This window comes from Geothrix campi (genome assembly GCF_024609265.1).
In the GTDB taxonomy this organism is placed as follows: Bacteria; Acidobacteriota; Holophagae; order Holophagales; family Holophagaceae; genus Geothrix; species Geothrix campi.
In genome coordinates, this window is record NZ_JANHMP010000001.1 from 1839095 (window position 1) to 1863467 (window position 24373).

Annotated in this window: 19 protein-coding genes; 13 read left to right on the plus strand and 6 right to left on the minus strand. The window is 65.2% G+C overall.

Features of this window, described 5'->3' with window-relative positions:
• Positions 1 to 42: 42 nt before the first annotated feature.
• The 4 genes from NOV65_RS08555 to NOV65_RS08570 all read left to right on the plus strand — a co-directional run bounded on the left by NOV65_RS08555 (position 43) and on the right by NOV65_RS08570 (position 4831).
• The gene (locus NOV65_RS08555) at positions 43 to 1203 is read left to right on the plus strand and encodes a sensor histidine kinase (RefSeq protein WP_257305833.1); all 1161 of its coding nucleotides are present in this window, start codon (positions 43 to 45) and stop codon (positions 1201 to 1203) included.
• A gap of 57 nt (positions 1204 to 1260) precedes the next feature.
• On the plus strand, positions 1261 to 2592 hold the full coding sequence (locus NOV65_RS08560) for a serine/threonine-protein kinase (protein ID WP_257305835.1): 1332 nt from the start codon (positions 1261 to 1263) through the stop codon (positions 2590 to 2592).
• Positions 2593 to 2889: 297 nt separating this feature from the next.
• Positions 2890 to 4068, plus strand: coding sequence for a hypothetical protein (locus tag NOV65_RS08565; protein WP_257305837.1), 1179 nt, complete (start codon positions 2890 to 2892; stop codon positions 4066 to 4068).
• 157 nt (positions 4069 to 4225) lie between these two features.
• A complete protein-coding gene (locus NOV65_RS08570; RefSeq protein WP_257305838.1) occupies positions 4226 to 4831 on the plus strand; it encodes a GIY-YIG nuclease family protein in 606 nt (201 codons plus the stop codon).
• 225 nt (positions 4832 to 5056) lie between these two features.
• Here NOV65_RS08570 and lpdA read toward each other — a convergent pair whose 3' ends face one another.
• Both lpdA and NOV65_RS08580 read right to left on the minus strand, forming a co-directional pair.
• The gene (gene lpdA / locus NOV65_RS08575) at positions 5057 to 6460 is read right to left on the minus strand and encodes a dihydrolipoyl dehydrogenase (protein WP_257305840.1); all 1404 of its coding nucleotides are present in this window, start codon (positions 6458 to 6460) and stop codon (positions 5057 to 5059) included.
• A gap of 68 nt (positions 6461 to 6528) precedes the next feature.
• Entirely contained in the window at positions 6529 to 7680 is a 1152-nt protein-coding gene (locus NOV65_RS08580; protein ID WP_257305841.1) for an acyl-CoA desaturase, read from the minus strand.
• A gap of 92 nt (positions 7681 to 7772) precedes the next feature.
• Between NOV65_RS08580 and NOV65_RS08585 the strand changes: the two genes are divergently transcribed.
• From NOV65_RS08585 to NOV65_RS08615, 7 genes are all read left to right on the plus strand, one after another.
• Positions 7773 to 9077, plus strand: a complete 1305-nt coding sequence (locus NOV65_RS08585) for a dicarboxylate/amino acid:cation symporter (protein WP_257305843.1) — start codon at positions 7773 to 7775, stop codon at positions 9075 to 9077.
• Positions 9078 to 9196: 119 nt separating this feature from the next.
• On the plus strand, positions 9197 to 10801 hold the full coding sequence (gene serA, locus NOV65_RS08590; protein WP_257305845.1) for a phosphoglycerate dehydrogenase: 1605 nt from the start codon (positions 9197 to 9199) through the stop codon (positions 10799 to 10801).
• A 31-nt stretch (positions 10802 to 10832) separates the two neighbouring features.
• On the plus strand, positions 10833 to 11483 hold the full coding sequence (locus NOV65_RS08595; protein ID WP_257305847.1) for an HAD family hydrolase: 651 nt from the start codon (positions 10833 to 10835) through the stop codon (positions 11481 to 11483).
• Between the two features lie 75 nt (positions 11484 to 11558).
• Positions 11559 to 12059 (plus strand): cyclic pyranopterin monophosphate synthase MoaC, encoded by a 501-nt coding sequence (gene moaC, locus NOV65_RS08600; protein WP_257305849.1) that lies wholly within the window; start codon positions 11559 to 11561, stop codon positions 12057 to 12059.
• 159 nt (positions 12060 to 12218) lie between these two features.
• The gene (locus NOV65_RS08605; protein ID WP_257305852.1) at positions 12219 to 13292 is read left to right on the plus strand and encodes a peptidoglycan DD-metalloendopeptidase family protein; all 1074 of its coding nucleotides are present in this window, start codon (positions 12219 to 12221) and stop codon (positions 13290 to 13292) included.
• A 130-nt stretch (positions 13293 to 13422) separates the two neighbouring features.
• A complete protein-coding gene (locus NOV65_RS08610) occupies positions 13423 to 15357 on the plus strand; it encodes a hypothetical protein (protein ID WP_257305853.1) in 1935 nt (644 codons plus the stop codon).
• A gap of 22 nt (positions 15358 to 15379) precedes the next feature.
• A complete protein-coding gene (locus tag NOV65_RS08615; RefSeq protein ID WP_257305855.1) occupies positions 15380 to 16195 on the plus strand; it encodes a purine-nucleoside phosphorylase in 816 nt (271 codons plus the stop codon).
• 106 nt (positions 16196 to 16301) lie between these two features.
• Here the strand turns inward: NOV65_RS08615 and acs are convergent, their stop codons facing one another.
• A complete protein-coding gene (gene acs / locus NOV65_RS08620) occupies positions 16302 to 18254 on the minus strand; it encodes an acetate--CoA ligase (protein WP_257305857.1) in 1953 nt (650 codons plus the stop codon).
• A gap of 288 nt (positions 18255 to 18542) precedes the next feature.
• Positions 18543 to 20204, minus strand: a complete 1662-nt coding sequence (locus NOV65_RS08625; RefSeq protein ID WP_425250830.1) for an MFS transporter — start codon at positions 20202 to 20204, stop codon at positions 18543 to 18545.
• Between the two features lie 527 nt (positions 20205 to 20731).
• On the opposite strand from NOV65_RS08625, the gene NOV65_RS08630 reads away from it, so the two are divergent.
• Positions 20732 to 21472, plus strand: a complete 741-nt coding sequence (locus NOV65_RS08630; RefSeq protein ID WP_257305860.1) for a metallophosphoesterase family protein — start codon at positions 20732 to 20734, stop codon at positions 21470 to 21472.
• A 2-nt stretch (positions 21473 to 21474) separates the two neighbouring features.
• Positions 21475 to 22932 carry a serine/threonine protein kinase gene (locus NOV65_RS08635; RefSeq protein WP_257305862.1) on the plus strand — a complete coding sequence of 486 codons (1458 nt, stop codon included), beginning with the start codon at positions 21475 to 21477 and terminating at the stop codon, positions 22930 to 22932.
• 64 nt (positions 22933 to 22996) lie between these two features.
• Here the strand turns inward: NOV65_RS08635 and rplQ are convergent, their stop codons facing one another.
• Both rplQ and NOV65_RS08645 read right to left on the minus strand, forming a co-directional pair.
• Positions 22997 to 23389, minus strand: coding sequence for a 50S ribosomal protein L17 (gene rplQ, locus NOV65_RS08640; RefSeq protein ID WP_243303195.1), 393 nt, complete (start codon positions 23387 to 23389; stop codon positions 22997 to 22999).
• 9 nt (positions 23390 to 23398) lie between these two features.
• The gene (locus NOV65_RS08645; protein WP_257305864.1) at positions 23399 to 24370 is read right to left on the minus strand and encodes a DNA-directed RNA polymerase subunit alpha; all 972 of its coding nucleotides are present in this window, start codon (positions 24368 to 24370) and stop codon (positions 23399 to 23401) included.
• Positions 24371 to 24373: the final 3 nt, after the last annotated feature.

The window sequence follows — 24373 nt, forward strand, 5'->3', positions numbered from 1 at the left end:
CAACTCGGCATTTTTGGCTTTGACTCAAGGGGGAGGGTGCCCATGGTGCTTGCCAAGCGGTTGCCATCCCGGCCTCCCCGATCCACCTGGTTCGCCCCGGCCCAGCGCGCCCCCCACCGCACGCTCCAGATGGAAGCCGAGGCCTGCCTGGCCAACCCAGTCGCCCAGTTCCTCACCGCCTCCCTGGACGGGCTGGTGCTCATCCTGGACTGCCACCGCCAGGTGCTGGCGGCCAACGCCTCGGTCCAGGCCCTGGTGGGGGCGACCTCCGAGGCTCTGATGGGCCGCCGCCCGGGGGAAGTCTTCGGGTGCATCCACGCAGAGGAGGGCCCGGGGGGCTGCGGCACCAGCAGGGCCTGCGCCCACTGCGGCGCGGTGCTGGCCATTCTGGAGGGGCAGCGCACCGGCCGCCCGGCTCGCTCCGAGTGCCTCCTCATGCTTCGCAACGGCGACACCACCCAGTGCGCGGAGTTCGAGATCGCCGTCAACCCCCTGCGGGTGGGCCGCCACGAGTTCCAGGCGGTCTTCCTCCATGACGTCAGCCCCACCAAGCGCCGGGACGCCCTGGAACGCCTCTTCTTCCACGACATCGCCAACCTCATGCAGGGCATCCGCGGCTGGAGCGACCTGCTGTGCGCCGGGGGCGCCAGCACCCAGCAGGTGGCGGATAAGCTCGTGCGCCTCACGGGCCTCCTGGACCGCGAGCTCCAGAGCTACCGGGCCATGGTCCAGGCCGAGCACGGCGAGCTGCGCCCCAACCTGCGCGAGGTCCCGCCCATAGAGATCCTCCAGGACGTCCGGGACCTGCTCTCCCGCCACGCCACCGGCGGGAGCCGCCCTGTGGTCCTGCGGGCCATCTCGGCCGAGCCCATCCGCACCGATCCCGAGCTGCTCTCCCGGGTGATGCTCAACCTGGCCGTCAACGCCGCCGAGGCCATCGCGCCCGGGGAGTCCGTCACCCTGTCCGTCCGCCCGGTGAACGGCCAGCTGCGTTTCCAGGTGCACAACCCCGGCGAGATCCCCCAGGCCATCCGCAGCCAGATCTTCCTCCGCTCCTTTAGCACCAAGGCCGACAGCGGCCGGGGCCTGGGCACCTACGCCGTGAAGCTCTTCGGGGAGAAGGTGCTGGGCGGCAAGGTGGGCTTCGACACCGGCCCGCCCGGCACCACCTTCTGGATTGACCTGGACCTGTTCCCCGCCTGAGCGGCCTCCGGGCAGGGCCGGAAGGGTAAGGTAGGGGGAACCTCCCATCGAGACCCCATGCCCGACCGCGTCGGCAAGTTCGAGATCCTCCGCACCCTGGGCCAGGGGGCCATGGGCGAGGTGTTCCTGGCGCGGGACACGACGCTGGGGCGCGAGGTGGCCCTCAAGACCATCCGGCCCCAGGCGGACGCCGAGGCCCTGGGCGATCTGAAGGCCCGCTTCGCGCGGGAGGCCCAGTCCGCCGCCGGGCTGCACCACCCCAACGTGGTGACCATCTACGAGTTCGGCGAGGCGGACGGGCTGCTCTACTTCGCCATGGAAGTGGTGGAGGGCCCCAGCCTGGAGAGCCTCCTGCGCCGCCAGGCCCTGGCGCCCCGGGCCTTCCTGGAGGCCATGGCCCAGGTCTGCGACGGCCTCCAGGCCGCCCACCAGAAGGGCATCGTCCACCGGGACATCAAGCCCGCCAACATCATGATCGCCCGCGAAGGCGAGCGGCCCGTGGCCAAGATCCTGGATTTCGGCGTGGCGAAATCGCTGGGCCAGGAGGCCACCCAGACGGGCATGGTGGTGGGCACCCTCGCCTACATGGCCCCCGAGTACCTGAGCCGGGGCCAGGCCACGCCCTCCGCCGACCTCTTCGCCGTGGGCGTCATCCTCTACGAGGGCCTGGCGGGGCACCGCCCCTTCCAGGGCGACACCAACGGCTCGCTCATCTACTGCATCCTCAACGAGCCCGCGCCGGACCTGGACACGAGCCGCCTGGAGGGCCTGAGCCCCGCCCTGCGGGACCTGGTGACCCGGGCCCTGGCCAAGGATCCCCTGGAGCGCTTCGGCTCCGCGAAGGATCTGGGCGAGGCCCTGCGCGCCGCCCTGGATCCCGCCTGGCGCCCCCAGGACCAGCCCTCAGATCGGCCCTCCGATCAGGCCACCGTGGCGCTTCCCCACCCCGCGAAGGCCGCGCCCCGGCGCCGCGGGGCCTGGGCCCTGGGGCTGGCGAGCCTACTGGCCGCGGGCGGCGCCTGGTGGGCCCTGCGCCCGGCCCCGCCGAGAAACGCCGCCATGGACGACGCCGCCCTCAAGGGGGCCGAGGCCCTGGTGGACAGCGACCCCCTCAGCGCCCTGCGCATCATCCGCGACGTGATGGCCCAGGCCCCGCCCGGCCAGCGGGTGGACCCCGACGCCCTGGCCCTCCTGCTGGTCGTCCAGTACCGCGCCAAGGACCTGGAAGGCTTTCTCGCCACCCTCAAGGACGCCCAGGCCCGAGGCGTCCCCGCTGTCGACCTCCTCCAGAACCGCCGCTACAAAGCCATGCTCACCCAGGACCACAAGGCCGGGCGGCTGCCGGCGGAGCTGAGGGCGCGGCTGTTGAAGGGGGAGTACGGGGACTGAGCCTCGGATGGGCCGGCCAACCGTTCGGAGGTGGATTTCGCCCGTTTGCACGATTCTCTTGAAGATACAGGACCAGTGTGTCTCCATGGAAAACACCTAAGATCTTTCACCTACCGAGTGTTTAGGCGGCCTCTCTCTCAGATTACTCAGGCACGGCAATTATCCGTTCACCCAGTATCCAATCAGCAGTTACACCGCTGCAGCTCAAATTAGGCAATCTTCACCTATGCTTGACCCTTCGTCCAAATTTAGATAGGCCTTCTTTAGACGGATTGCATCTTCATTAGGAGTTCCTCCATGGACTGGCAGAGCGCAGAACTGTCTGATTCAAAAGGTCTAAAAATTCCGGACAGATGGCTACATCTTTACTACTATGAAGCGCTTAATATCTTGTTTCGTTTCGAGAATGCTTTACGAATTTTTGTATACGTCATTTTGAAACGAGAACTTGGAAAAGATTGGGATCTTGCGGCTGTAAGCGATGGCGCGACTATCCGGACCGAAACCCGTAAGCGAATTGCTCAGGCTCGAGAGCACGGCTATCTGGGTGACGAGGTGACATCACCAGTGCTCTACTTGAATAGCGGTGAACTCACGCAAATTCTTATCTCTGATGCGTATTGGAGGTACTTCGCTGGTTATTTCAAAGCAACCAAAGCAGTCGTATTAACCAAGCTGCAGGAGATTGGAACTGTAAGAAATTCACTTGCCCATTTTCGTCCCGTCAAACAGGACGATGTGGACTTGATCAAACAGAATTCCAAACATGTATTACTTGAAATCGAGCGATGTCTTATACAAATTTCCACGATTGCCAATGTTGTACCAACAAATTCAACAGAGCCATGGTATAAAGAATTAAAATCCATTGGGAGCAAACACCTCACTACATCACTCTATTTTAGTCGTGATCAAGAATGGGTTCGCATTGAACTAATCTACCCAATAGCAACACTCGTTAAAAATCTTTATGGTGAACATTTTTGCAGCTTTAAGGTTACCAACTTACAGACTCTTCAATTGCTACGCCAGTATCAAGCAATTCGTGATAATTGCATTTATGTGAGCGAAGATCAAATCTCCGCACAGTTTAATGACGATTTTTCCATAGCTGCTTATAAACCTGTAAGCATCATTCTAGCAAAGAAAACTTTAAACAAGGTTTACGAAGACATCTCAACTGCGATTCGGGATATCGCCGTTAAGGTCGAATCAGAGACTGCTCTGCTCCTCGAGGACAATCTAGCTTGCGGTGAATTGATAGATTCCCAAACCGGGCATGCAATACCTCGAGAAGGACAGGATAGTAATAAATACTGGAGTTTTTCTATGGACAACCTTAAGACATCTGTGTCAGGGATCGAAGAAGTTGAATTTTGGGGACAAAGAAGTCACTATCACGACGACTTCGTTGCTGCAACAGCCAGGTACCCTTGGATGCCTTCTACTGTTTCAAAACCGAATTGGTTCGACTGAAGGCCTAATCCTCCGCTCGACGTAGGATCCCGCCTGCCTTGCCCTCCGCTCTCTCTCGCTTCCTCGCTTCCTCCGTTCCGTTCAGCGCCTCCTTGCAGGTAGGGCAGGTTAACTTCCATTGTCAGGCTTCTACATTACTCACACAGAGGTGATCCACATGGGCTTTGTTTATGTACTTACGAATCCAGTCATGCCTGGTTTGGTAAAGATCGGACGGACATCCCAAGACGATGCCAATACACGAATTGCGCAACTCTACACAACCGGTGTTCCAGTTCCCTTTACGCTCGAATTTGCGGGCAGGGTTACTAACGAGCAAGAAGTTGAGATGGCCTTACACACTGCTTTTAACCCGTATAGGATTAACCCTAATCGTGAGTTTTTTCGTATCGGGGCAGAACAAGCAATTGCTATCCTTAAACTAATCCATATCGAAGACACCACAATCGAGGTCAGCCAGCAACCGACGGAAATTGACACAGTGTCGGCGGCAGCAGCGGAACAGCAGAAAAGCAGACGACCTAACTTCAATTTTGCAGAGATGGGCATTCCTGTTGGTTCTGAACTTAAATCAACATACAACGACAATGTGGTCACAACCCTCGATGCAAGGCGTGTTCAATACGGAGAAAATGCAATGTATCTTTCTGCGGTCACGCGCATGATTCTCGGCACCGATTATTATGTCTCACCACTACAGTTATGGACTTATAATGGCAGTCCGCTAAACGAAATCTACGAACAAACTTACGCAATCAATTGATTATCTCAATGGGGCCTAACCTTCAGTTTAACTTGGACCCCACCTACAGTGCGATTCACGCTCTCTTATCGTTCCGCTTCCACGGTTCCAATCGTCGCCTCGGCGTAGGTAGGGCCGGTTAGTTTCCGTTATCAATCCAACTTCTCATACATACGAAGAACCGCCCATGCCGGGCGGTTCTTCGTGTTTTCAAGCCTTAGTGGTCGCGGTTGATGAATCAAAAACCTACATATTCAGCGCCCGCCCATACACCGCCCGCGCCGCCTCGGGGAACACTTCGTTGAGGCTGGGGTGGGGATACATGGTGTTGATGAGCTCGTCCACGGTGAACTCGCCGCCCATGAGCGCCACGCTGGAGGCCACCAACTCCGTGGCCTTCGGGCCCAGGATGTGGATGCCGAGGATCTCGCCGTACTTCTTGTCGGCCACGATCTTGATGAAGCCGTGGGGCTCGCCCACGATGTTGGCCTTGGCCATGGGGGCGAAGGGGAAGGTGCCCACCTGCACGTCGTAGCCCTTGGCCCGGGCGGCCTTCTCGTTGAGGCCGATGGTGCCCACCTCGGGATCACAGTAGGTGCAGGCGGGGAAGCGGTCGTAGCGCACGGGATGGGGGTGTACGTCCTTGCCCAGGCTCTGGGCGGCGTGCTCGGCGGCCACGATGCCCTCGTCGCTGGCCACATGGGCCAGCCAGGGCGTGCGCACGATGTCGCCGATGGCGTAGAGGCCGGGCTCGCCGGTCTGCATGAACTTGTCGATGACGACGCAGCCGCGGTCCACCTGGGCCTTGGTGGCCTCCAGGCCGATACCCTCCACCATGGGCGCGCGGCCCACGGCCACCAGCAAGTGGCTGCCCACCACCTCGCCGGGGGTCTCGCCTTCGAGGAAGCACACCACACCATCGGCCCGCTTCTCGATGCGGGTGATCTTGGTCTTGGTGCGCACGTCCATCTTGTAGGTCTTCTTGAAGATCTTGGCCAGCTCGAGGCCGATCTCCTCGTCCTCCAGGGGCAGGATGGTGTCCATGAACTCCACCAGCGTGACCTTGGAGCCCAGGCGGCTGAACACGGAGGCGAACTCCACGCCGATGGCGCCGGCGCCCAGGATCACCAGGTGGCTCGGCAGCTCGGTGAGGTCCAGGATGTGGTCGCTGTTGAGCACGCGAACGCCATCCGTTTCCAGGCCGGGGATGGGCTTGGGGGCGGAGCCCGTGGCCAGGATGATGCGCTTGGCCTCGTGGACCTCGCCGGCCACGTCCACTTTGCCGCCGCCCAGCAGCTTGCCGAAGCCCTTGAGCACGGTCACCTTGTTCTTCTTCATGAGGAACTCGATGCCCTTGGCGTTCTTCAGGACGATGCGGCCCTTGCGCTTGACGATGGTGGCGAGGTTGGCCTTCAGGCTCTTGGCGTCCACGCCGTCGATGCCGTAGTCATCGGCCACCTGCATCTGCTCGAAGCGGTGGGCGCTCTCCAGCCAGGTCTTGGCGGGGATGCAGCCGCGGTGGAGGCAGGTACCCCCCAGGCCCGCATCCTTCTCCACCAGGGCCGTGCTCAGGCCCAGCTGAGCGGCGCGGATGGCCGCGATGTAGCCGCCGGGGCCGGAGCCGATGACGAGGAGATCGAAGGAAGCCATGCTGCGCTCCAAAGAACGGGGATCCCATGATCCCACAGGCGGGGCCCGGATCGAGGGGCTGGGCGGCCCTAGGCGTACACCAGCGCAGACCGCACTTCGAGTCGGGCCGCCTTCCACTCCGCCCAGGCCATCCGAAGCTCGGCGCGATGCAGGGCCAGGGCGGCCTTCCGCTCCGTCTTGGCCTCCCGCCAGGCTTCGGCCTTGGCCAGGCCCTTGGCGCGCCACTCGGCCTTCTTCGCCTGCCAGGCTTCATGCCGGTCATGCAGGGCGGCCAGGGCCGTGTCCAGCTTCAGGCGGGCCGCGGCCAGGCGATCGCGCATGGGGGTGGCCACGCCCGGGCTGGCCAGGCTGAGGCGCTCATGGAGCCGCTTCTCCTCCATGTGCAGGCGGGCCCGGGTCATGGCGGCCTCGGACACGCGCCGGAACTGGCCCACCAGGCCCATCCAGCCCAGGACGTTCAGCAGCCACTTGGTGGTGTCCCACTGGTACCAGAGGGCGCCGTTGCGGTAGTCCCACTGCCAGAGGTGATGGAAGTTGTGGTAGCCCTCGCCGTAGGTGAGGGGCGCCAGCAGCCAGTTGTCGCGGGCCGTATTGGTATCCGTGTAGGGGCGGCTGCCGAACATGTGGGCGGCGCTGTTGATGAAGAAGGTGGTGTGGTGCGTCATCACGATGCGCAGCGCCACGCCGAAGACGAGGTGGCCCAGGACGTTGCCGGTGGCCAGGCCGATCCAGAGGGGAATGGTGGTCACCACGGCGCCGATGAGGAAGTGGTGCCGGTGCTGCCAGCGCACCAGGGGATCCTTCTCCAGATCCGCCACGCCGGCCAGGGGCAGCTCCTTCGCTTCCATGACCCAGGTCCAGTGGGCGTACCAGAAGCCCCTACCGATCTGGTAGGGGTCCTTCTCCGTGTCCACATGCTGGTGATGCACCCGGTGGTCGCTGGACCACTTGAGGACCGAGTTCTCGAAGGCGGCGGCGCCGAAGCAGAGAAAGAGGAAGCGCACAGGCCAGGAGGCCTTGTAGGCCCGGTGGCTGAAGAGCCGGTGGTAGCCGCCGCTGATGGCGGTGCCCACGGCGGAGATCATGGCGAGGAAGACCAGCGCCTCGCTCCACCTCAGGCCGGACGTGGCCAGGCGCCAGGGCACCAGCACCAGCGCGAGGGCCAGGGTCCCCGTGAGGAAGAGCGTATTGAGTAGATTCCAGCGCTTGCCATGGACCATGCCATTGACTCCAAAACAGAGTTTTATTCTACCGGACGTTAGCAATCGGCGTCCCATGCCAAACTTGCCCTTTCCCCTGGCGTGAGGTTTCTGTGACCGTCAAGCGACCCTGGTACCGCTCCAGTACCTTCTGGATTTTCGTGGGCCTGATCATGGGCGTGGTGCTGGGCGGTTTCCTGCCCCAGGATCAGTACCCTTGGGCCTACGACACCTTCCGGTTCCTCTCCAAAGCTTTTATCAGTCTCATCAAGGGCCTCATCGTCCCCCTGCTGCTGTCCACCATCATCGTGGGCATCGCCCAGACCGGGGACATCCGGGCCGTGGGCCGCATGGGCGCCAAGGCGCTGATCTACTTCGAAGTCATCACCACGCTGGCCCTGTTCATCGGCCTGGGCGTGGCCAACTGGCTGAAGCCCGGCGCGAACCTCCCCATGGACATGGGCGCCCATGCCGCCGTGGCCGCGGCCAAGGCGAAAACGGGCTGGGAAATCGCCCTTCACATGTTCCCGTCGAACCTGATCCAGCACGCGGCCGAAGGCGACATCCTGCCGGTGGTGATCTTCGCCACCATCTTCGGCATCGCCCTCACCAAGGTGGGCGAGCGCGGCAAGCCCGTGCTGGCCTTCTTCGACGGCGTGGCCCAGACCATGTTCAAGTACACCGACTTCGTCATGACCCTCACCCCCCTGGGCGTGTTCGGCGCCATGGCCTACAACGTGAGCCACATGGCGGCCGGGCACGCCGTGAACGGTTCGATCATCAAGGGCTGGCCGGCGGTGTTCCACCTTCTTAAGCAGTACAGCCTTCTGGTGGGCAGTCTCTACCTGGCCCTCACCCTGCTGTTCCTCCTCGTCTTCGTGCCGGTGGCCTGGCTGGCGGGCATCCGCGTCCTGGGCTTCGTGAAAGCCATCAAGGACCCGGCCCTGACGGCCTTCAGCACCGCCAGCAGCGAGGCCGCCCTGCCCAAGCTGCTCGAGGAGGTCGTCCGCTTCGGCGTGCCCCGCCAGGTGGCCAGCTTCGTCATCCCCACGGGCTACAGCTTCAACCTGGACGGCTCCACGCTCTACCTGGTGCTGGCCAGCCTCACCATCGCCCAGGCCGCCGGCATCCACATGAGCCTGGGCCAGCAGCTGCTGATGGTCTTCACGTTCATGCTCACCAGCAAGGGCGTGGCCGGCGTGCCCCGGGCGACCCTCGTCATCATCGCCGCCACCTGCGGCAGCTTCGGCCTGCCCGGCGAGGCGGGCGTCGCCATGCTGCTGGCGGTGGACGAGATCATGGACATGGCCCGCACCACCGTGAATGTCATCGGCAACGGACTCGCCAGCGTGGTGGTGGCCCGGTGGGAAGGCGTCTTCGGCACCGATCCCGAACCGCTGCCCGACCAGGAAATCTGAGCGATCGCTACCTGAGGTAGAGCGCGGGTTCAGGGCCCAAATCCTTGTCTTGAAAGCCTTCCACCGTTATCGTGATGGATTCCCAATGCGGCGCAGCATCAGGATCCGACGGGGGCTCCATGAAGATCATCGTGACCGACGAGGTGACTGGCGAGGGTCTAGCCCTGCTTCAGCGCGACCCGCGCATCACGCTGGACGTGCGCCTCGGCCTGTCGAAGGAGGCCCTGTACGCCTGCATCGGGGACTATGACGCCATCATCACCCGCAGCGGCACCACCGTGGACAAGGCCCTGCTCGACGCGGCCACCAATCTGAAGATCGTGGCCCGGGCCGGCGTGGGCATCGACAACGTGGACGTGGATTACGCCAGCGCCAAGGGCGTCATCGTGGTGAACGCCCCCTTCGGCAACACCAACAGCGCCGCCGAGCACACGCTGGCCCTGCTGCTCTCCGCCTGCCGCCACGTGCCCGCCGCCTGCGCCAGCCTCAAGGCCGGCGAGTGGAAGCGGGCGAAATTCACGGGCGTGGAATTGAAGGGGAAAGTCGCCGGCGTCATCGGGCTGGGCAAGGTGGGCGGCCGGGTGGCCACACGCCTCAAGGCCTTCGAGTGCGAGGTGCTGGGCTGCGACCCCTACGTGAGCGCCAAGCGGGCCCAGGACCTGGGCGTGCGTCTGGTGGACTTGGAGGAGCTCTGCCGGTCCTGCGACATCCTCACGGTGCACACGCCGCTGAACGACGAGACCCGCGGCATGATCGGCCCGGACCAGCTGGCCCTCATGAAGGAGGGCATCATCCTGCTCAACGTGGCCCGGGGCGGCATCCTGGACGAGCCGGCCCTGCTGGCGGCCCTCCAGTCCGGCAAGGTGAGCCTGGCGGCGGTGGACGTCTGGTCCGAGGAGCCGCCCCAATCGGAGGTGCTCAAGCAGCTCATCGCCCAGGAGCGCCTGGTGGTCACCCCGCACCTGGGGGCCAACACCCAGGAAGCCCAGGTCAACGTGGCCATCGACGTGTCCCGGGAGATCCTCAGCTACCTGGACCGCGCCCCCCTGGAGAACGCCGTGAACCTGCCCCGCTTCGATCCGGCGGTGATGGACCAGATGCGGCCCTACTTCAAGCTCATGGCCGTCCTCAGCGAATTCGGGCTCCAGCTCCTGAAGGGCAGCCTGGACCGCGTCACCTTCGGGTTCGCCGGCGCCATCGCCCATCACGACTGTACGCCCCTCACCGTGAGCGGCCTGGCCGCCCTGCTGGGCCGGGCCACGGACCAGCCCGTGAACATGGTCAACGCCAATCTGGTGGCCGAGCGCATCGGGCTGGTGGTGGACGAGCGCAAGTCCACGGACGGCGGCGCCTTCTCGAACCTGGTGACCCTCACCCTGGAGGGCAGCGGCAAGACCCGCGTGCTGTCCGGCACCCTCTTCGAGGGGACGCCCCGCATCGTCCGCCTGCGGGACTACGCCATGGATTTCATGCCCGAGGAGCACATGCTCCTGCTGAGCTACATGGATCGCCCCGGCATGATCGGAAGAATCGGCACCGTGCTCGGCCAGCACGACGTCAACATCGCCTGCATGAACCTGGGGCGGCGGGAACGGAAAGGCGAGGCCATGGTGGTCCTCTCCGTGGATACGCCGGTTCCTCTCCATGTGATCGCTGAACTCCAGCGGGCCACGGACGCCACCTTCGTCCGGGCCCTGCACCTGCCCTCGGCCGCTCTCGCGTAGAGAATGCGATGATGGAGGTCTGGAGGCCTCTTTGAAACTCATCGCCTGGGACTTCGACGGCACGCTGGTGGACAGCCGCCCCCTCATCGAGGCCGGCATGGCCCACGCCCTGGATGCCTTGGGCCAGCCCCGCTCCCTCATGGCCGAATGGCTCAAATATGTGGGCCTCCCTGTGGAAGCCGGCATCCGGAACACCTTCGGGCCCCTGGGCCTGGACTACGACACGGTGCTCAAGGCCTACCGGAGCTTCGGCCACGCGGAGCACGAGCACCTGATGCGGCCCTTCGAGGGCATCCCCGAGCTGCTGGAGGAACTGCGGGCCCGGGGCCAGCGGATGGGCGTGGCCACCTCCAAGCGGACCGTTCCCCTCCTGCGGCAGATGGCCCGGTTTGGCTGGGAGGCCTTCTTCGACCCCATCATCACGCCGGACGACGTCACCCACGGCAAGCCCCACCCGGAGACCCTGGAGCTCATGCAGGCGCGCACCGGCCTCGCACCCGAGGACATCCTCATGGTGGGCGACACCCCCTTCGACCTGGACATGGCCCGGGCCGCCGGGGTGCCCAGCTTGGCCGTGGGCCACGGCTTCTACCCCCAGGAGGCCCTGGCCGCCTGCGGCCCCCGGGCCTATGCGCCGGACACGGCCGCCCTGCGGGACATCCTGCTCGCCTGGTCGGCTTGACATGACTCAGGGGGGACCGCCTGCTCGCGTGGCTCGCGATGTCCCCCGGAACCCCCCGGCTTTCCCGGAGTGCTTATGGCTGAACTGACGCACCTCGATCCCGAAGGCCGGCCCAAGATGGTGGATGTCTCCGCCAAGGCCGTGACCCGTCGCCTGGCCGTGGCCGCGGGCTACCTGGAACTGGATGCCCCCGCCGCGGAAGCCCTGTCCAAGGGGGGCGGCCCCAAAGGCGATCCCTGGTCCGTGGCCCGGCTCGGGGCCGTGGGCGGGGTCAAGCGGACCTCCGATCTGATTCCGCTGGCCCATCCCCTGGCCATCGAGGCCGTGGATGTGGTCCACCACTGGGATCCCCTCACCCGGCGCGCCTGGCTGCGCGTGCAAGTGAGCTGCGAAGGGCGGACCGGCATCGAGATGGAAGCCCTGGCCGGCGTGACGGTGGGCCTGCTGGTGCTCTACGACATGCTCAAGGCCGTGAGCCACGGCATGACCCTCGGTCCGGCCCGCCTCCTCCGCAAAGAAGGCGGCCGGCGGGGCACCGTGACCCTGCCCTGGGCCGGCTGCCCCTGGGAACCATGAAGGCAGGCGCCCTAGTTGGAAAACATTTGCATATGCAAGGTTCCAGGACCCCGGTAGGATGGGGACTGGACTGTTCCTATTTCATCATCGACCGGGGTCACGACCCCCTCAAGGAGGCCTAGCGAAGCAGGCTTTTCCGTTGTAGCCGGGAGTTCACCCATGCGTTTTGCCGTTTTGACCCTCGTTCTCGCGTCCCTCAGTGTCGGCCTCCAGGCCGCGCCGAAACGGACCTCCAAGAAGACCGCCTCCAGGCCCGCCGATGATGGTGCCGTCCACATCGTGCGCAAGGGTGAGACCGCTGCCGCGGTGGCCCGGGCCCACGGGATGAGCTTGGCCGACCTGGCCGCCCTGAACCCCAAGCAAAAGCTGTCCAAGCTCTCTGTTGGTAGTCGCCTGAAGGTGCGCGCCGCCCGCCCCGCGGCCATGGCCGCAGCTTCAGAAACGGATGAGGCCACCCCCATCCAGGCGCTTCCGGCCCGGCCGCGGCCCGCGCTGGCGGCCTTGCCCACGCCCGCCGTCGTACCCCCGGCGCCCATGCCGCACCTGGAGCGCCTGCTGCCCTATCAGGTCCGCGCCGTGGTGCCCGCCGTGGCCGACGGCACGTCTGCCTCCGGGCACCTCGAAGCGCATCTGTCCCCAGGGACCCCGTCCCAGCTCCTGGCGCGGATGCAGCCGGTCATGCCGCCGGTGAGCGAAGCCGAGCTGAACGCCCTGCTGCCCACCTTCACCCCGGCCGATCCGGACCGGCTGGACCTGCTTTGGCCTGTGGAGACCCGGACCATCAGCTCGGCCTGGGGTCCCCGGATGCGCACCAAGACCGTCCGCGTGAAGAACCAGCGCAAGAAGCGGATCCGCTACAAGGGCCGCCACCGGGGCATCGATCTCACCGCCCCCACCGGCACCGCCGTGTTCGCGGCCCTGGATGGCCAGGTGGTGATGGCTGGGAAGCACAAGCAGTACGGCAACTTCGTGGTGGTGGATCACGGGAACGGGGTCGCCACCCTCTACGCCCACCACAAGCTGAACCTGGTCCACGAGGGCGACATTGTCCGCCGGGGCCAGAAGATCGCCGAAGTGGGTCGCACCGGCAACGCCACGGGACCCCACCTCCACTTCGAGCTCAAGGTCGATGGCGTGCAGCGGAATCCCCTGCCGGTTCTCAATGACGAGGAAGACGTCTCCGCCGAGCTCGCCGCCCAGAACGCCTTGCTGGGGACCGGCGCCCGGCGCTAAGAGTACTGATAGGCACTCTGAACCTCCGCGCCACCCACGGCACTGGAAGGAAGCGCCCCACCGCATCCCGACGCGGGATCGGCCGTGGGTGCCATGCTAGACTTGCTTCTTTCGCCGTTTTGAGGTGGTCATGCCGTTGTACCGAGCTTCCCTCCGGACTCTGGGGGCCGTTGCGCTTCTGGCTGCGGCGCTGGCCTGTGGAGGCAAGAAGGGTGGGAGCAGTCCCGCCGCCGCCACGACCATCACCCTCTCCGGAACCGTCACCTACGCCCGCGTGCCTCTCGCCACGGACGCCAACGGCGTGCCCACGGGGCTGATGGACAGTTCCGTCGCGGCGAACGTCCAGACGAAGCCCGCCCGGGGTGTATTGGTTCGCACCTATCAGCGCGTCGACCAGCTCAACCCGGACGGATCCACCAAAACCCCTGTCTGGCTGGTCGCCAGCGAGGTTTACACGGACTCCACCGGCCACTACGCCGCAACCGTCGACAAGGACAAGCCCCTGATGGTCGAGTTGCTGAGCAGCTTCAACGACGGAATCGGAAGCCCACTTAACCTCATCGGTGACCCAGCTGGCATCAACAGCTCAGTCCTCCAAGCCAATCGCTACCGCTACGCCATGCGCAAGGCCATTGATGGCACGGCTCCAGCAGGAAATCCGACTCCGGCCACCCTCCCCGCAGGGGACAGCGTCGTCGATTTCGCCGTTGGGCTTACGGACCCCTGGTGGCTAGTCAATTCGAATTACCTTCCCGGCAACCGGCTGGCCCTCGAAGCCGGCAATCCCATCCTCGAGACCACCCTCTCCGGCCGGACCATCGGCACCGGTAGCCGCATCCTCGCCATTGGTGATACTGCCGCCAGCTTCCTGGCTGTCTACGGCACCGTGACACCCGGTGCCGCCCTGGACCTTCACTACGCCCCTGGGGTATCCGAGGCCCGTGGGTCCTTCGTGGAATATGACCGCACGGTCTACCCCCTTGCCTACGACGATTCCTTCGCGAGCCTCCACTTTTTCGGCTCCCTCCAGGGAGGCCCAGCCAACGACGACGCCTGGGATGAAGGCGTCATCCTCCCCCTCCTCTCTCGGGGCGTGCTCTTCACCCGGAACCTCGGGCGCACCTTTGGCGTTCCCTTGGCCCCGCTGTTCCCCGTCGCGGTGCCCCTCCCGGATCTGAGCCCGGACATGGCACGGGTCGAAGGCCTCGCCGAGGCCATGGCAGCCAATGTCCTCAAGTCCCCCTACCTGGCGGACACGCAGGGGACGACCCTGGCGGCGCCGGTGGTGGACATACGGGATATCAGCAGCCTGACCGCCACTGAACTCACCCCTTACTCCGCACCGGCCATTCGCGCACTCGGCTGGGAGATCATCCTTAAAGCCAACAGTGTGGCCACCCCTGGATCCCCATCGACCTGGTCCACCCTCAATCCCCTCGCTGCAGCGCGCTTCTTCGGTTCTCCCGCCTTGACGAACGGGGCCACCGACTCAACCGCCCGTGATATCGAACCGCTCAACCTCTATTCGCAACTCACCCGCCTCAAAGAGGCCAGATCGAGCGCGGAACCTGTTGACCTTGCGGCCATCTTCACGGATGCGGTGCTGACGCCTCTGACCGCCCCGTACGGCGTGCCCTGGCCCCGCCCCACGACTGGAACCTACGCCTCCTTCACGGCGAACTGGGGCACGGACCCCAATGCGCTCACCACGCCACTGGCCCCCTTTACCCTCAGCATGGCCAAGGCCGTCCAGGTGCGGGGCCTCTATCCCAACCAGTCCGAAGGCGAGGTGTTCTACAGCGGCTTCAGCCTGAGCGCGGACAAGCGCTACGTGATCGGCGTGGCCATCTCCCCCGCGCTGGCGGCCGGCGGTGAGCTCGACCTGGACCTGCCGCTGCTCGGTCGGACCTTCACCTTCTCAGGCTCCGGCGGATCCACGCCCGCCACGGTCCTCACCGTGAGCACCACCGCACCCGTCTACCATCCGGTTCGGGCACGGCTGCGAAGCCCGGGCACGCTCCAGCCAGATGTCTCCGTGACCGTGAGCTTCACGCCCAGCCTTTAGGCCTGTCCATTCAGGAGCCGCCATGACCGCCTCCGCAGCCCTCCAGGCCCTGCAGGCCAGGGCGCCCTTCGCCCCGGATCTCGCCATCGTGCTGGGTTCAGGCCTGGGCGCCCTGGCCGAAAGCCCCGAGGCCAAAGCCGGTCTGGCCATCCCCTTCACGGACCTGCCGGGGTTCCCGGCGCCCACGGTGGCGGGTCACGGCGGCAAACTCGTCTTTTGCGAATTTGAAGGCCGCAAGGTGGTGCTCCAGGCCGGGCGGTTCCACTTCTACGAGGGCCATCCCATGCCCCTCGTGGTCACGCCCATGCGCCTCTACGGGCGCCTCGGCGTGAAGGCCGTGCTGCTGACGAACGCTGCTGGCGCCCTCAACCCCGCTTTCGCCGTGGGCGAGCTCATGGCCCTCACCGACCACATCAACCTGTTCGGCACCAACCCCCTCATCGGCCCCAATGTGGAGCCGGGCCCGCGGTTCCCAGACATGACCGCCGTGTACGACCCGGCCTTCCGAGCCCACCTCGCCGCTTGCGCCGATGCGCTTGGCCAGACCCTCCGCCAGGGTGTCTACCTGGGGCTGACGGGGCCCAGCTACGAAACGCCCGCCGAGATCCGCGCCTTCCGCGTGATGGGCGCCGATGCCGTGGGCATGAGCACCGTGCCCGAAGCCATCGTGGCGCGGCACGAGGGCATGCGCGTGGCGGGGATCTCCTGCCTGTGCAACATGGCCGCCGGCATCCTTCCCCAGGCCCTCACCCACCAGGAAGTGCTCGAGGCCGGAGCCGCCGCCGCCGGCCGCTTCGAGGCCCTGGTCCGCGCCTTCGTGCGCGACCTGCCCCTGTAGTGGCCTGATCAATCGCCATCCCACTGTTACTGGAAAGAAGAAGCCCGGCTTTGCCGGGCTTCTTCGCGGGGGCCCGGGGGTGTGCGCGCAGCGCGGGACCCCCGGACTAATTCTGGTTCTTCTGGTGCTCCTCGATGAGCCGGTTGACCACATCCGGTTCGGCCAGGGTGGAGATGTCGCCCATGCCGTCGTACTCGGAAGAGGCGATCTTCCGCAGGATGCGCCGCATGATCTTGCCGCTGCGGGTCTTGGGCAGGCCCGAAGAGATGTGGATGACGTCCGGGGCGGCGAAGGCGCCGATGACCTGCCGCACCTGCTCCTTGAGGGCGCCGATGAGTTGCTGATTCCCCTGCTCCATGTAGCCGTTGTTGAGCAGCACGTAGCAGTAGATGCCCTGGCCCTTGATGGGGTGCGGGTAGCCCACCACGGCGGCCTCGGCCACGGCCTCGTGGGCCACCAGGGCGCTTTCCACTTCGGCCGTGCCCAGGCGATGACCGGATACGTTGATGACGTCGTCGATGCGTCCGGTGATCCAGTAGTAGCCGTCCTCGTCCCGCCGCGCACCATCGCCTGTGAAGTAGTAGCCGGGGTACTGGGTGAAGTAGGTCTCCCGGAACCGCTTGTGATCGCCATGCACGGTGCGGGCCTGCCCGGGCCAGGGCGCGCCGAGGCAGAGGGCTCCGGAGACGTCGTTGCCCTCCAGGGGAACGCCGGTGGCGGGGTCCACGATCACGGGTTTTACTCCGAAGAACGGCAGGGTGGCCGAGCCCGGCTTGGTGGGCGTCACCCCCGGCAGCGGCGTGATGAGAATGCCGCCCGTTTCGGTCTGCCACCAGGTGTCCACCACCGTGCAACGGCCTTCGCCGACCACGTCGTGGTACCAACGCCAGACCTCGGGGTTGATGGGCTCGCCCACCGTGCCGAGGATGCGCAGCGACTTGCGGCTGTACTTCTTGATCCAGCTGTCACCGGCCTGGGCCAGGGCGCGCAGGGCCGTGGGCGCCGTGTAGAGGATGTTCACCCCCAGGTCGTCCACGATCTGCCAATAGCGCCCCGCGTCCGGATAGAGCGGCGTGGATTCGAAGATCACCGAGGTGGCGCCGTTGGCCAGGGGGCCGTAGACGATGTAGCTGTGGCCCGTGACCCAGCCCACGTCGGCGGCGCAGAAGTAGATGTCGTCCGGGTGGTAGTCGAAGACCAGCTTGTGCGTGAAGGCGGCATAGGTGAGGTAGCCGCCCGTGGTGTGGAGCAGGCCCTTGGGCTTGCCGGTGCTGCCGGAGGTGTAGAGGATGAAGAGCGGATCCTCCGCGCCCATCCACTCGTTGGTGCAGGTGGAACGCTGCTTGGCGGTCTCCTCGTCCAGCCAGAGGTCGCGCCCGGGCTGCATGGGGACGTCGCCATCCGTGCGCCGGGCCACCAGCACCGTCTCCACCATGGACATCCCCTCGATGGCCCGGTCCACGGTGCGCTTGAGGGGCACCCGCTTGCCGCCCCGTAGGCCCTCGTTGGCCGTGACCACCACCTTGCAGTGGGCATCCACGATGCGGTCCCGCAGCGACTCCGCGGAGAACCCACCGAAGACCACGGAATGCACGGCGCCGATGCGCGCGCAGGCCAGCATGGTGTAGACCAGCTCGGGAATCATCGTCAGGTAGATGCAAACCCGATCGCCCTTCTTTACACCGTTGTGCAGCAGGACATTGGCCACCCGGGCCACGTGATGCTTGAGGTCGCGGTAGGTGATGTGGGTATAGACCCCAGGCTCGTCCTGGGCCCAGATGAGGGCGTCCTTGTCCCCCAGGTGCGGGAGATGCCGATCCACGCAGTTGAAGCAGGCGTTGAGGCGCCCACCGGAGAACCAGGAGAAGTCCACTTCCTTGTAGTCGGCGTCAAAGACGGACTGCCATGGGTGGAACCAGGTAAGGGATTTGGCCTGCTCCCCCCAGAACCACTCCGGGTTGTCCAGGGACAGGCGGTACAGGCGCTGGTACTCCTCCATGGTCTTGATATGGGCCCGCTCCCGGATGTTGGGCTTCACGGGGAAGAGGTCTTCGGACATGGGTCAGCTCCGTGCCAGATGGTGAGATGGATATGGAAAGCGGCGGAGGAGCGTGTGGATGGCAGTGGAGGCCTGGATCTCCACGCAGGTCCGTCAGGCTGGGAAAGACGTTGAATGGGTGGGGGGGGGTGGCTCATTTTCCGGCCCGCCCGAGCCCTTGTCCAGTGCTCGTTACCTCGGGTAGGGTCCCCAGTCTTGTGGCTGAAGCCCAAGGGGTGGGGTCGGGCGAAGTCAACCTTCGCCCGACCCCTGCAGCCTTCCGGACGGCGGGACCGCCGGGAAGTTGGATCAGTGCTGATAGGTGCTGATGTCCCGGTCCTTGGTTTCCTTCAGGAAGAGGGCGCCGATCACCACGGTGATGAGGGCCACGATGATGGGATACCAGAGCCCGTAGTAGATGTTGCCCTTCAGGGCCACGATGGCCGTCGCGATCAAGGGCAGCATGCCACCGAACCAGCCGTTGCCGATGTGGTAGGGCAGTGACATGGAGGTGTAGCGGATGTTGGTGGGGAAGAGTTCCACCAGGAAGGCCGCGATGGGCCCGTACACCATCGTCACGTAGATGAGCATGATGAATAGGATCAGCAGGGTCATGGGGTAGTTGACCTTGGACTTGTCGGCTTCCTTGGGATAGCCGAGGTCGGTCAGGGCCTTCTTGAGGGCGCCTTCCGAGGCCGCGCTCCAGCCCTCGACGCGGGTGGTGGTGAACTGACCCGTCGTGGGATTCTTGCCTTCGATGGTGGCGACCACCATCTTGCCGGCCTCAGGCGCGATCTTGTTGAAGTTGAGGCCCTGCTTCCCGAAGAAGTCGTTCACGCGGTCCAGTTGGGAGAACTTGCTCCAGGGGCCGACGAAGAGGTTGAACGTCTCGTCCTTGGGATCCCCGGCCACTTTGATCACGGTGGTGTTCTGGAAGGTCTCCAGGGCAGGGTTCACGTAGTGCGTCAGGGCCTTGAACAAGGGGAAGAAGGTGAGGGCGGCGATGAGGCAACCCGCCAGGATGATCTTCAGGCGGCCGATCTTGTCCGACAGCCAGCCGAAGAAGATGAAGAAGGGCGTGCCCAGCAGCAGCGAGGCGCCGATCATCATATACGTGGTCTGGTAGTCCAGCTTCAGCGTGATCTGCATGAAGAAGAGCGCATAGAACTGGCCGGTGTACCACACCACGCCCTGACCCGCCGTGGCGCCAAGGAGCGCGAGCAGCGCGTACTTGTTGTTGGGGTACTTCAGGAAGCTGTCGCTGAGGGGGGCCTTGGAGGTCTTGCCCTCGGCCTTCATCTTCGTGAAGACGGGGGATTCGTGCAGCTTCAGGCGAATCCAGACGGAGACGGCGAGCAGGAAGATGGACATCCAGAAGGGAATGCGCCATCCCCAGGAGGCGAAGGCTTCCTTGGTCATGGCGGCACGGCAGCCCATGATGATGCCGAGGCAGAGGAAGAAGCCGACGGTCGCGGTGGTCTGGATCCAGCTGGTGTTGTAACCGCGCCGGTCGTGAGCGGAATGCTCGGCCACATAGGTGGCCGCGCCGCCGTACTCGCCGCCCAGGGCCAGGCCTTGCATCAGGCGCAGGGTGACCATGATGATGGGGGCCCACCAGCCGATGGCGGCATAGGTCGGCAGGAGGCCGACGCCGAAGGTCGAGAGGCCCATCACGACGATGGTCACCAGGAAGGTGTACTTGCGCCCGATCAGATCCCCGATGCGCCCGAACACCAGGGCGCCGAAAGGCCGCACAAGGAAGCCCGCCGCGTAGGCCGCGAAGGCCGACAGCAGGGCGGCCGTGTCGTTGCCCTTGGGGAAGAAGAGCGTCGCGAAGAAGGGAGCCAGCGTCGCGTACAGGTAGAAGTCGTACCACTCGAACACCGTCCCCACGGACGATGCCACGATCACCATGCGTTCTTCCTTGGTGAGCGGGGTCCTTGCTGCGACTTGTTCGGTTGCAATTGCCATGACGTGTTGCCTCCTTGAATGTTCCTTCGGGTTGAAGCTGGGCGCTCAGTGATCCTTCCGAGATTGGGCCGGACGGCACATCAGATGCGAAACCTCTCGAAATCCCCCTTCGTGATGCCGGCCGAAGCCGGGGCAGTTGTATGGGTCATGCCTGGAATGCTCCAGGCCTGAACGCGATGGATCGTTATGGGGTTCGCGGTGGACGAACCTCCGCGGAACAGATTGGGATGTGTTGGCTGACCACTAGCTAACGCACTCCTTTCCTCCGGGTCAAGCAAGTCCATGTCCGGAGAGCCATTTTTTTTAAGGGGGGAAAAATTGCCGTAACTCCTGATCTAAAACGACCATGCGATCTTCTTCCAGTTATGGATCCCAGGCCAGGAGACGAGACCCAGGACTCCGCCTCTCAGGGTTGGTAGATTCCAGGCCCCGTCGAAGCTTCCCTGGCCCTTCCGCAGAGAGAGACGGCTTCCGATGGGCCCTAGCCCCTATCATGGTCCTGACCCTCCACCCACCCGGACTCCGCCATGCGCATCGCCCTCCTGGCAGACATCCATGCCAACCGGCTCGCGCTGGAGGCCTGCCTTGCGCATGCGAGCTCGCAGGGCACCGACCGGCTCGTGTTCCTCGGTGACTACGTGGGCTACGGCCCCCAGCCGAGCAGCGTGCTGGATCGCATCATGGCGGAGACGGCCCGCGGTGCGATCGCGGTGGCGGGCAACCATGATCAGTCCGTGGCCAACGACCGCGACACCATGACCCCTGACGCGGAGACCGCCATGGCCTGGACCCGCGGCCAGCTGGGGGCCGAGGCCAGGGAGTTTCTGGCCAGCCTGCCCCTGCGCTTCGAGGACGGGGCACGCCTGTATGTGCATGCCAGCCCGCAGACCTACCCGCCGTGGATCTACATCCGTGAGGGACGCGATGCGCGGCGCGCGCTGGAGGCCAGCCGCGCCCAGATGGTCTTCTGCGGGCATACCCACCTGCCGGCCCTCCATGGCATCACCGCCACCGGACAATTGGTCTCGTTCGACCCTGTCCCCTCGGTCCCCGTGCCCCTGCCGCCGCACCGCCGCTGGCTGACCGTGGTCGGCGCCGTCGGGCAGTCCCGTGACGGCAATCCCGCCGCGGCGTATGCGCTGCTGGACACCACCAGGTCCGAGATCACCCACTTCCGGGTGCCCTACGATGTCCAGGCGACGGCCACGGCCATCCTGGAGGCGGGCCTGCCTCCGACCCTGGCGGCGCGGCTCCGGAAAGGGCTCTGACCATGCGGCAGACGACGATCACGCCCGGGACCACCCTCGACGGCTTTCTCGTCGGAGAGCAGGTCCACCGGGGCGGCATGGCTTCGCTCTGGGCCGCCTCCCACCCTGATATCGCGTTCCCCCTGCTGGTGAAGGCGCCCGTGCTCTCGGAAGGAACGGACCCCGCCGCCATCGTCGGCTTCGAGATGGAGCAGATGATCCTGCCGCGGCTGTCAGGCCCGCACGTCCCGAAGTTCATCGCCCAGGGTTCCACCGGGATCCAGCCCTATCTGGTCATGGAGCGGATCCCCGGGCCCAGCCTCCTGCCGCGCCTGACCCAGCTCCCCCTTCCCTGGACGGAGGTGGCGGCCCTGGGCGCCCGCATCGCCACGGCCCTGGACAACCTCCACCGCCAGCATGTCGTCCACCTGGACGTGAAGCCCTCTAACCTCCTGACGCGCCCCACTGGCGAGATCGTGCTGGTCGATTTCGGCCTGTCCCACCACGATGAGCTGCCCGACTTGATGGGCGAGGAGTTCCGGCTCCCCTACGGCACCGCCCCATACATGGCCCCAGAGCAGGTTCTCGGCCTCCGGAAGGACCCCCGCAGCGATCAGTTCGCCCTGGGCGTGCTGATGTACTTCTTCGTCACGGGCGTGCGCCCCTTCGGGGATCCCCAGCGTCTCGCCGGCCTGAAGCGCAGGCTCTGGCGGGATCCTATGCCACCCCGCCGGCTCCGCCCCGATTGCCCTCCCTGGCTCCAGGAGATCATCCTGCGCTGCCTGGAGGTGCATCCGGCCTGGCGCTATCCCACCGCCGCCCACCTGGCCCTGGCGCTGCGACACCCCGACCAGGTGAAGCTGACCGCCCGCTCAGAGAAGCTGCGGCAGGACTCCTTCACCACCGTCCTCCGGCGGCGGTTCGCGGACCACGAGCTCGCCGTCCCCAAGGGCAAGGCTCCCAGCCGGCAGGACGGGGACGCCCCCATCCTCGCGGTGGCCATCGACCTCTCCCCCGAGGCCGCTCCCATCGCCGCGCTGTTGCGCAACATGGTCGCCCACATGCTGCCCGCCCTTCCCGGGGCCCGCGTGGCCTGCCTGAACGTGTTCAAGCTCGGGCGCATCACCCTGGACCAGACCGTGGATGACCAGGGACGGAACATCCACCTCCAGCGCCTGGTGGAGCTCCGCCACTGGGCAGAGGGCCTGGGCCTGGAGGAAGGCCGGATCAGTTTCCACGTGCTGCAATCTCCGGATTCCGCCTCCGCCATCCTCCAGTACGTGAACGCCAACCACGTGGATCACGTGGTGATCGGCGCCCGCGCCAGCTCCCTGCGTCGCTCCCTCCTGGGCAGCGTGTCCAGCCAGGTCGCGGCCCAAGCCCCCTGCACCGTGACGGTGGTGCGGTCCCGCCGGCTTGGGAGATCGGATTTCAAGGAAGAACCGGAGGAGACATCGGACGTGCCCTGGACGGTGGGATGATCGCTCTTTCCGTACATGGAAACGCCCCGGCAGAGCGGGGCGTTTCCATGCTTGCGGCGGGATCCTACTCGGCGTCCTCGGCCTTCGGCTCGGGGAGGGTGTAGTCCACGAACTCGATGAGGGCCATGTCGGCCGCATCGCCGAGGCGGTGGGCCATCTTGAGGATGCGGGTGTAGCCGCCGGGACGGCTCTCGAAGCGCTTGCGGAAGTCGGCGCCGAAGAGCTTCTGCACGGCGTCCTTGCTTCCGAGGCGGGCCATCGCCAGACGGCGGTTGGCCACGGAATCGGTCTTCGCGAGGGTGATGAAGGGCTCCACATAGGTGCGGAGTTCCTTGGCCTTCACGAGGGTGGTCTCGATGCGCTCGCTCTGGATCAGGGCGGTCGCGAGGTTCTTCATGAGGGCCTTGCGCTGGTTGGTGGTGCGGCCCAGGCGCTTGCCGGCAACGTTGTGACGCATGGGGGCTCCTTACACTTCCTGCTCGAGCCGCATGCCGAGGGAGAGGCCGATACGAGCGAGCTCGTCCTTGATCTCCTGGAGCGACTTCTTGCCGAAGTTCTTGGTTTTCATCAGCTCAGCCTCGGTCCGCTGGACCAGCTCGCCGATGGTGGTGATGTTGGCGTTGCGGAGGCAATTGTTGGCCCGCACGGAGAGTTCGAGTTCTTCGACGGACTTGCCCAGCCAGGTGTTGGCGGCTTCGGCACCCAGGGTCGCGGCACCCATCTCCATCTCGGTGAAGTCCTCGTCCTGACGGGCGAACACGAGGAAGTGGTCGCGCAGGATGAGGGCCGCGTCGGAAACGGCTTCCTTGGGGTTGACGGCGCCGTTGGTCCACACCTGGAGCGTGAGCTTTTCGTAATCGGTGCTCTGGCCCACGCGGGCGGGTTCGACGATGTAGTTCACGCGGATGATGGGGCTGTGGTTGGCATCCATGGGGATGAAGCCCAGGCCCAGGCTCTCGTCGTGGTTGTGGTCCGCGGTCACGAAGCCGCGACCGGGGCGCACCACCATCTCGATTTCCAGCTCGCCCTCTTCGCCCAGCGTGGCGATGTGGATGTTGGGATCCACGACTTCCACGTTCTGGTTGCAGCGGATGGCGGCCGAAGTCACCGTGCCTTCGCCCTTGGCGGAGATGGTCACCGTCTGGGGTTCAGTGCTGTGCAGCTTGAAGGGCACTTCCTTGAGGTTCAGGAGAACGTGGGTGATGTCCTCCCACACCCCGGGAAGGGTCGTGAACTCGTGCATGACGCCCTTGATGCGGACGTTGGTGACAGCCGCGCCCTGGATGCTGCTGAGCAGCACCCGGCGCAGGCTGTGCCCCACGGTCGTGGCGAAGCCACGCTCGAAAGGGTAGGCCACGAATTCTCCGTAGGAGTCCGTGAGGGACCCGGGAGTCACCTCGGCGAATCGTGGCCTCTGGAAATCGCTGAGATTCAGCATCCT